Here is a 7394-nt window from a genome sequence, read left to right as displayed (position 1 = left end):
CTGAACGCAGCCATCGAGGCCGCCAAGGGCGAGACCTCCAAGCCGTCGCTCATCATCCTCAAGACGATCATCGGGTGGCCGTCGCCCGGCAAGCAGAACTCCGGAAAGATCCACGGCTCCGCCCTCGGTGGCGACGAGCTCGCAGCGACCAAGAAGGTCCTCGGCTTCGACCCCGAGGAGCACTTCGTCGTCGCCGACGACGTGATCGCCCACACGCGTGCTCTCGCCGACCGGGCCGCCGAGACGCGCGCCGCCTGGCAGACGTCGTTCGACGCGTGGGCCGCCGCCAACCCCGAGCGCAAGGCGCTCCTCGACCGCCTCGAGGCCAAGGAGCTCCCTGCCGACATCACGTCCGCTCTCCCGGTCTTCGCCAGCGGCAAGGACGTCTCGACGCGCGCGGCATCCGGCCAGGTCATCAACGCACTCGCCGCCGAGCTCCCCGAGCTCTGGGGCGGATCCGCCGACCTCGCCGAGTCGAACCTCACCACGATCAAGGACTCGAAGTCCTTCATCCCCGCCGAGTGGTCGACCCACGAATGGTCGGGTGACCCCTACGGCCGCGTGCTTCACTTCGGCATCCGCGAGCACGCCATGGGCGCGATCGTCAACGGCATCGTGCTGCACGGCCCGACCCGAGCCTTCGGCGGCACGTTCCTCATCTTCAGCGACTACATGCGCCCGCCGGTGCGTCTCGCCGCCCTGATGAACGTCCCCAGCATCTTCGTGTGGACCCACGACTCCGTCGCGCTCGGAGAAGACGGACCGACGCACCAGCCGGTTGAGCAGATCGCCACGCTGCGCGCCATCCCGAACTTCACCCTCGTGCGCCCGGCAGACGCCAACGAGACCTCGGCCGCCTGGCTCGAGATCCTGCGCCGCCACGAGGGACCGGCGGGCATCGCCCTGACCCGTCAGAACATCCCGGTGTTCGAGCGCGGCCAGGGTGCGGCCGACGGTGACGTCTTCGCATCGACCGACGGTGTCTCGAAGGGCGCGTACGTGCTCGCCGAAGCTCCCGACGGCACACCCGACGTGATCATCATCGCCACCGGTTCCGAGGTCCAGCTGGCGGTCGACGCCCGCGCGGCCCTGGCCGAGGAGGGTGTCGGCGTGCGCGTCGTCTCCGCTCCTTCGCTCGAGTGGTTCGACGAGCAGGACGAGGCGTACCGCGAGTCGGTGCTCCCGAAGGCCGTCACCGCGCGCGTCTCGGTCGAGGCGGGTTCCGTCCTCAGCTGGCGCGGCATCGTGGGCGACCGCGGCCGTTCGGTCGGCATCGACCACTTCGGCGCTTCCGCCGACTACAAGACCCTGTTCGAGAAGTTCGGCATCACCACAGAGGCCGTCATCGCGGCCGCACGCGAGACCATCAAGGAGAACGCATGAGCACCCCCACCGCAGACCTCGCAGCAGCCGGTGTCAGCATCTGGCTCGACGATCTGTCGCGCACCCGCATCTCCTCCGGCAACCTCGCCGAGCTGATCGAGACCCGCAATGTCGTCGGCGTCACCACCAACCCGACGATCTTCGCCAACGCGATCACCGACAAGAACAACACCTCCTACGACGCTCAGGTCACCGAGCTCGCAGCGTCCGGTGCGACGGCCGAAGAAGCCGTCTTCGCCGCGACCACGCAGGACGTCGCGGCGGCGCTCGACGTCTTCCGCCCCGTCTGGGAGAAGTCGGGCCACGTCGATGGCCGCGTCTCGATCGAGGTCTCCCCCGACCTCGCGCACGACACCGACGGCACCGTCGCACAGGCCAAGCAGCTCTGGGCCAAGGTCGACCGTCCGAACCTCCTCGTCAAGATTCCCGCGACGAAGGCCGGTCTCCCGGCCATCACCGAGGCCATCGCCTCGGGCATCAGCGTCAACGTGACCCTGATCTTCAGCCTGGAGCGCTACGCCGAGGTCATCGAGGCGTACCTGACCGGACTCGAGCGGGCCCACAGCGCCGGCATCGACCTGTCGACCATCCACTCCGTCGCCTCGTTCTTCGTGTCGCGCGTCGACACCGAGACCGACAAGCGACTGTCGGCGATCGGCACCGACGAGGCCGAGGCGCTCAAGAGCAAGGCCGGGCTCGCCAACGCCCGTCTCGCCTACGAGCTCTACGAGCAGAAGTTCGCCGAGAAGCGCGCCCAGGACCTGATCGCGGCCGGTGCGAACGCTCAGCGTCCGCTCTGGGCCTCGACCGGTGTCAAGGACCCGGCTCTGCCCGACACCCTCTACGTCACCGAGCTCGTCGCGAAGGACGTCGTCAACACGATGCCCGAGAAGACGCTCGAGGCGACGTTCGACCACGGCGTCGTCACGGGCGACACCATCACCGGTGGCTACGAAGAGGCTCGCGCCGTCTTCGCTGGCCTCGCCGACCTCGGCATCGACTTCACCGACGTGACCCAGGTGCTCGAGGACGAGGGCGTCGCCAAGTTCATCGACTCGTGGCACGACCTGCTCACGCAGGTGGCAGAGGGCCTCGAGGCGCAGCGATGACATTCGCGATCCACGCCTCGGGCGCGGCTCGGGTCGCGATCGACGAGACGGTTCCCGCTCTCGTCCACGACCTCATCGCCTCCCGCCTGACCGGCGGCGATGCGACCCTCTGGGGTCCGGCAGCCGAGTCGGAGGCGTCGATCCGCCTCGGATGGATCGAGGCGGTCTCCGTCTCGCGCCCGCTGGTCGCCGAGATCTCCGCGCTGCGCGCGGATCTCCACGCCAAGGGTGTGACGCGCGTGGTGCTCGCCGGCATGGGCGGCTCCTCGCTCGCTCCGGAGGTCATCGCCCAGACCGCGGGCGTGCCGCTCACGATCCTCGACTCCACCGCGCCGAGCCAGGTGCTCGCCGCGCTGGACGAGGGCCTCGAGGGCACCGTGCTCGTGGTGTCGTCGAAGTCGGGTTCCACCGTCGAGACCGATTCGCAGCGCCGCACGTTCGAAGCAGCGTTCCGCGACGTGGGCATCGACCCGGTCGAGCGGATCGTCGTGGTCACCGACCCGGGTTCCCCGCTCGACGCGTCGGCCCGTGAGGCGGGATACCGCGTCTTCCACGCGGACCCGAACGTGGGCGGTCGGTACTCGGCGCTCACCGCGTTCGGTCTCGTGCCCTCAGGCCTCGCCGGCGCCGACATCGACGAGCTCCTGGACGAGGCCGAGGCCTCGCTCCTCGAGGTCGCGATCGACTCCGCCGACAACCCCGCCCTGCGGCTGGCCGCGGCGATCTCCGCCACCTCGCCTCGCCGCGACAAGCTGGGCCTGATCACCGACGGCACGCACATCAACGGCCTCCCCGACTGGATCGAGCAGCTCATCGCCGAATCCACGGGAAAGGACAGCACCGGCATCCTGCCCGTCGTCCTGCTTCCCGTGTCGCCCGAGCTCGACTCGAAGCCGGCCGACCTGCAGATCGTGCGGTTGGTCGATGACGCGAACGAGTTCCACCTCCGTGAGCGCCACCAGGACGAGATCCTCGTCAGCGGATCGCTGGGTGCGCAGCTGATCGTGTGGGAGTACGCCACTGCGATCGCCGGGTACCTGCTGGGCATCAACCCGTTCGACCAGCCCGACGTCGAGTCGGCCAAGGTCGCCGCCCGTGGCCTCCTGGACGCCCGCCCGGAGCCCACGGCCCCGGCGTTCGTCGAGAACGGCGTCGAGGTGCGGGTGTCCGATCCCGCCCTCGCGGTGTCGGGAACGGTCGAAGGCGTGCTCGACGCGCTCTGGGCTGAGCTGCCGTCTGACGGCTACGTCTCGATCCAGGCATACGTCAACCGGCTCGACGTCCCGCAGCTGCAGGGCCTCCGCGAGCTCGTCGCCGCCGACTCCGGTCGTCCCACGACATTCGGCTGGGGACCCCGGTTCCTGCATTCCACGGGTCAGTACCACAAGGGCGGTCCCGCCCAGGGCGTGTTCCTGCAGATCCTGGAGCGCACCGAGGTCGACCTCGAGATCCCTGAGAGGCCTTTCACCTTCGGGCAGCTCATCGAAGCGCAGGCTGCCGGCGACGCCGGCGTCCTCGCCGAGCACGGCCGTCCGGTCGTCTCCCTGACGATCACCGATTCGTCGGCTGACGTCCTCACCCTCTTCGAAGCAGCACAGAAGTAACAGCCAGGAGAATCCCCCACCGATGTCTGTTCCCATCTCGCGCGGGCACAACCCGCTGCGTGACCCCGATGATCGCCGCCTCAACCGGATCGCGGGGCCCAGTGCCCTCGTGATCTTCGGTGTGACCGGAGACCTGTCACGCAAGAAGCTCATGCCCGCGGTCTACGACCTCGCCAACCGCGGACTCCTTCCCCCCGGATTCGCTCTCGTCGGCTTCGCCCGACGGGACTGGGAGGACCAGGACTTCGCTCAGGTCGTCTACGACGCCGTCAAGCAGCACGCACGCACCCCGTTCCGCGAGGAGACGTGGGCGCAGCTGCTGCAGGGCATCCGGTTCGTCTCCGGTGAGTTCGACAACCCCGAGTCGTTCCGCAAGCTCCGCGAGACCGTCGACCAGCTCGATGTCGAACGCGGCACGATGGGAAACCACGCGTTCTACCTGTCGATCCCGCCGAAGGACTTCCCGCTCGTCGCGAAGCAGCTCAAGGACTCCGGACTCGTCGGTGCGAACGACGATGACGACGAGCGCTGGCGTCGCGTCGTCATCGAGAAGCCCTTCGGCCACGACCTCGAGTCGGCCCGTGAGCTCAACGCCGCCCTCGAAGTCGCGTTCTCGGCGGACTCGATCTTCCGCATCGACCACTACCTCGGCAAGGAGACGGTCCAGAACATCCTGGCGCTGCGCTTCGCGAACGAGCTCTACGAGCCGATCTGGAACCGCAACTACGTCGACCACGTGCAGATCACGATGGCCGAGGACATCGGCGTCGGAGGACGCGCGGGCTACTACGACGGCGTCGGCGCCGCACGGGACGTGATCCAGAACCACCTGCTCCAGCTGCTGGCTCTCACCGCGATGGAGGAGCCGATCAGTCTCTCGGCAGAGCACCTGCGCGCAGAGAAGGAGAAGGTCCTCGCCGCAGTGCATGTTCCCGAGGATCTCTCCCTCTCGACGGCGCGCGGTCAGTACGCGGGCGGATGGCAGGGCGGCGAGCAGGTCACCGGATTCCTCGATGAGGACGGCATGAACCCCGAGTCGGCGACCGAGACGTATGCCGCGATCAAGCTCGAGATCGACACCCGCCGCTGGTCTGGCGTGCCGTTCTACCTGCGCACGGGGAAGCGCCTCGGGCGCCGAGTCACCGAGGTCGCGGTCGTGTTCAAGTCGGCGCCGGAGCACCTCTTCGGTCGCTCCAACACGGCGGAACTCGGTCAGAACGCACTCGTGATCCGCGTGCAGCCCGACGAGGGGGTCACGATCCGCTTCGGCTCGAAGGTTCCCGGCAACGGCACCAACGTGCGCGACGTCACGATGGACTTCGGCTACGGCCACGCCTTCACCGAGGCGAGCCCCGAGGCGTACGAGAGGCTCATCCTCGACGTCCTGCTGGGCGATCCGCCGCTGTTCCCGCGGCACGAAGAGGTCGAGCTCTCGTGGAAGATCCTCGACCCTGTAGAGAAGTTCTGGGCAGCCGAAGGCGGCCCGGTCGACCAGTACGCACCAGGCTCGTGGGGTCCGGCATCCGCCGACGACCTCCTTGCCCGTGACGGACGAGTCTGGAGACGCCCGTGATCATCGACCTTCCCGACACGACCGTCAGCCAGGTCGCCAAGCAGCTCGTCAAGGTGCGTGAAGAGGGTGGCGCTGTCGCCCTCGGACGTGTGCTGACGCTGATCATCTCGGCCCGCAACGGCGTCGCCGAAGCGGCGATCGACGCTGCCAACGACGCCTCTCGCGAGCACCCCATGCGCGTGATCGTGCTCACCACCGGTGACGGAGAAGCGCGTCTCGACGCGCAGATCCGCGTCGGCGGCGACGCCGGCGCCAGCGAGGTCGTGGTGCTCCACGCCTACGGCGACGCGGCCAGCAATGAGGAGAGCCTGGTCACGGGCCTGCTTCTTCCGGATGCGCCCGTCGTGGCCTGGTGGCCGGAGGAGGCTCCGACCTCACCTGCCGACTCGCCGCTCGGCAAGATCGCGCAGCGACGGATCACGGATGCCGCGACCGCACCGGACGTACGCGAACGCCTCGCGCTCCTCGGCGATTCGCACGCTCCCGGTGACACCGACCTCGCGTGGACGCGCCTCACGCACTGGCGTGAGCAGCTGGCCGCGGTTCTCGACCAGCCGCCGTTCGAAGAGGTCACCGCGGTCGAGGTGCGAGGCGGGTCCGCCTCGCCGTCGACCGCGCTGCTCGCCGCCTGGCTGCAGATGGCACTCGAGGTTCCCGTCACGTGGTCGTACGAAGACCCCGAGCACTGGCAGGAGGGCATCAAGTCGGTGCGACTCCACCGCGCATCGGGCGACATCCTGCTCGAGCGTCCCACCCCGGGCGTCGCCGTCCTGACGCAGCCGGATCAGCCCGACCACGACCTGCACCTTCCCCGGCGCACGCTGCGCGAGTGCCTCGCCGAGGAGTTGCGTCGACTCGACCCTGACGTCCTGTACGGTCGAGTGATCACGGAGGGCTGGGAGAAGCTGGGTCCGCCCGAGACAGGAGAATGATGTCGTCGCAGACAGCGCCCGCAGAGAAGCGGGTCGTGGTCGAACCCACTCCCGCCGCACTGGCGGCGAGTGTCGCCGACAGGTTCCTGACGCGTCTTCGTGCTCGCACGCGCAACGGCCGCATCGCCCACGTCGCCCTCACGGGCGGCTCGATGGGTGGTGCGGTCCTGCGTGCGACGCTCGCGCACCCGCGGTCGTCTCAGATCGACTGGTCGCTCGTGCACTTCTGGTGGGGCGATGAGCGCTTCGTCGCTCGCGACGACGCCGACCGCAACGCTCGACAGTCGCGAGAAGCGCTGCTCGACCACATCTCTGTTCCCGCAGAGAACGTGCACGAGGTCGCAGCCGCGGGCGAGGGGCTGACCCTCGACGAGGCCGCGGATGCCTATGCGGACGAGCTCGCACGCTTCGGCACCGACGAGCACCCGTGGCCGTCGTTCGCCGTGTGCTTCCTCGGCGTCGGCCCCGACGGCCACATCGCATCGCTGTTCCCCGATCGCCCCGAGGTGACGGTGACGGATGCCGCGGCCCTGCCCGTACGCGACTCCCCCAAGCCGCCGCCGGAGCGCGTCACTCTGACGCGTCCGGTGCTCAACGCCTCGAAGCGCGTCTGGCTCGTCCTCACGGGCGCCGACAAGGCGTCGGCGCTCGGGCTCGCCCTTGCCGGAGCCAGCTATACGAATGTGCCCGCAGCGGGCGCCAAGGGTCGCAAGCGCACGGTGTTCTTCGTCGACGAGGCCGCCGCCTCGGAGGTCTCACCGGATCTCATCGACCCGGCCTACTGAGCCGGTGT

At 68.9% G+C, this 7394-nt stretch carries 6 protein-coding genes; all 6 read left to right on the top strand.

The window, feature by feature from the left end; genetic code table 11:
* Positions 1–1383: transketolase family protein (locus ACTJKH_RS16900; RefSeq protein ID WP_440737871.1), on the top strand; the 1383-nt coding region annotated here is incomplete at its 5' end.
* A complete protein-coding gene (gene tal / locus ACTJKH_RS16895; RefSeq protein ID WP_210098176.1) occupies positions 1380–2492 on the top strand; it encodes a transaldolase in 1113 nt (370 codons plus the stop codon). The genes ACTJKH_RS16900 and tal, both read left to right, overlap by 4 nt.
* Entirely contained in the window at positions 2489–4096 is a 1608-nt protein-coding gene (locus ACTJKH_RS16890; protein WP_440737870.1) for a glucose-6-phosphate isomerase, read from the top strand. The genes tal and ACTJKH_RS16890 overlap by 4 nt, the downstream gene beginning before the upstream one ends.
* A gap of 22 nt (positions 4097–4118) precedes the next feature.
* Complete coding sequence (gene zwf / locus ACTJKH_RS16885; protein WP_259162732.1) at positions 4119–5669, top strand: glucose-6-phosphate dehydrogenase; 1551 nt, start codon at positions 4119–4121, stop codon at positions 5667–5669.
* A complete protein-coding gene (locus ACTJKH_RS16880; protein ID WP_259162734.1) occupies positions 5666–6601 on the top strand; it encodes a glucose-6-phosphate dehydrogenase assembly protein OpcA in 936 nt (311 codons plus the stop codon). The genes zwf and ACTJKH_RS16880 overlap by 4 nt, the downstream gene beginning before the upstream one ends.
* On the top strand, positions 6601–7386 hold the full coding sequence (gene pgl, locus ACTJKH_RS16875; RefSeq protein ID WP_440737869.1) for a 6-phosphogluconolactonase: 786 nt from the start codon (positions 6601–6603) through the stop codon (positions 7384–7386). The genes ACTJKH_RS16880 and pgl overlap by 1 nt, the downstream gene beginning before the upstream one ends.
* Positions 7387–7394: the final 8 nt, after the last annotated feature.

It is taken from the genome of Microbacterium sp. 22215 (assembly GCF_052045655.1).
Lineage (GTDB): Bacteria > Actinomycetota > Actinomycetes > Actinomycetales > Microbacteriaceae > Microbacterium > Microbacterium phyllosphaerae.
This window is presented reverse-complemented; position numbering and strand designations above follow the sequence as displayed.

Bases quoted from the DNA above. Each gene is read 5' to 3' on its own strand.
- tal (WP_210098176.1), top strand. From the start codon at position 1,380: ATGAGCACCCCCACCGCAGACCTCGCAGCAGCCGGTGTCAGCATCTGG.
- ACTJKH_RS16890 (WP_440737870.1), top strand. From the start codon at position 2,489: ATGACATTCGCGATCCACGCCTCGGGCGCGGCTCGGGTCGCGATCGAC.
- zwf (WP_259162732.1), top strand. From the start codon at position 4,119: ATGTCTGTTCCCATCTCGCGCGGGCACAACCCGCTGCGTGACCCCGAT.
- pgl (WP_440737869.1), top strand. From the start codon at position 6,601: ATGTCGTCGCAGACAGCGCCCGCAGAGAAGCGGGTCGTGGTCGAACCC.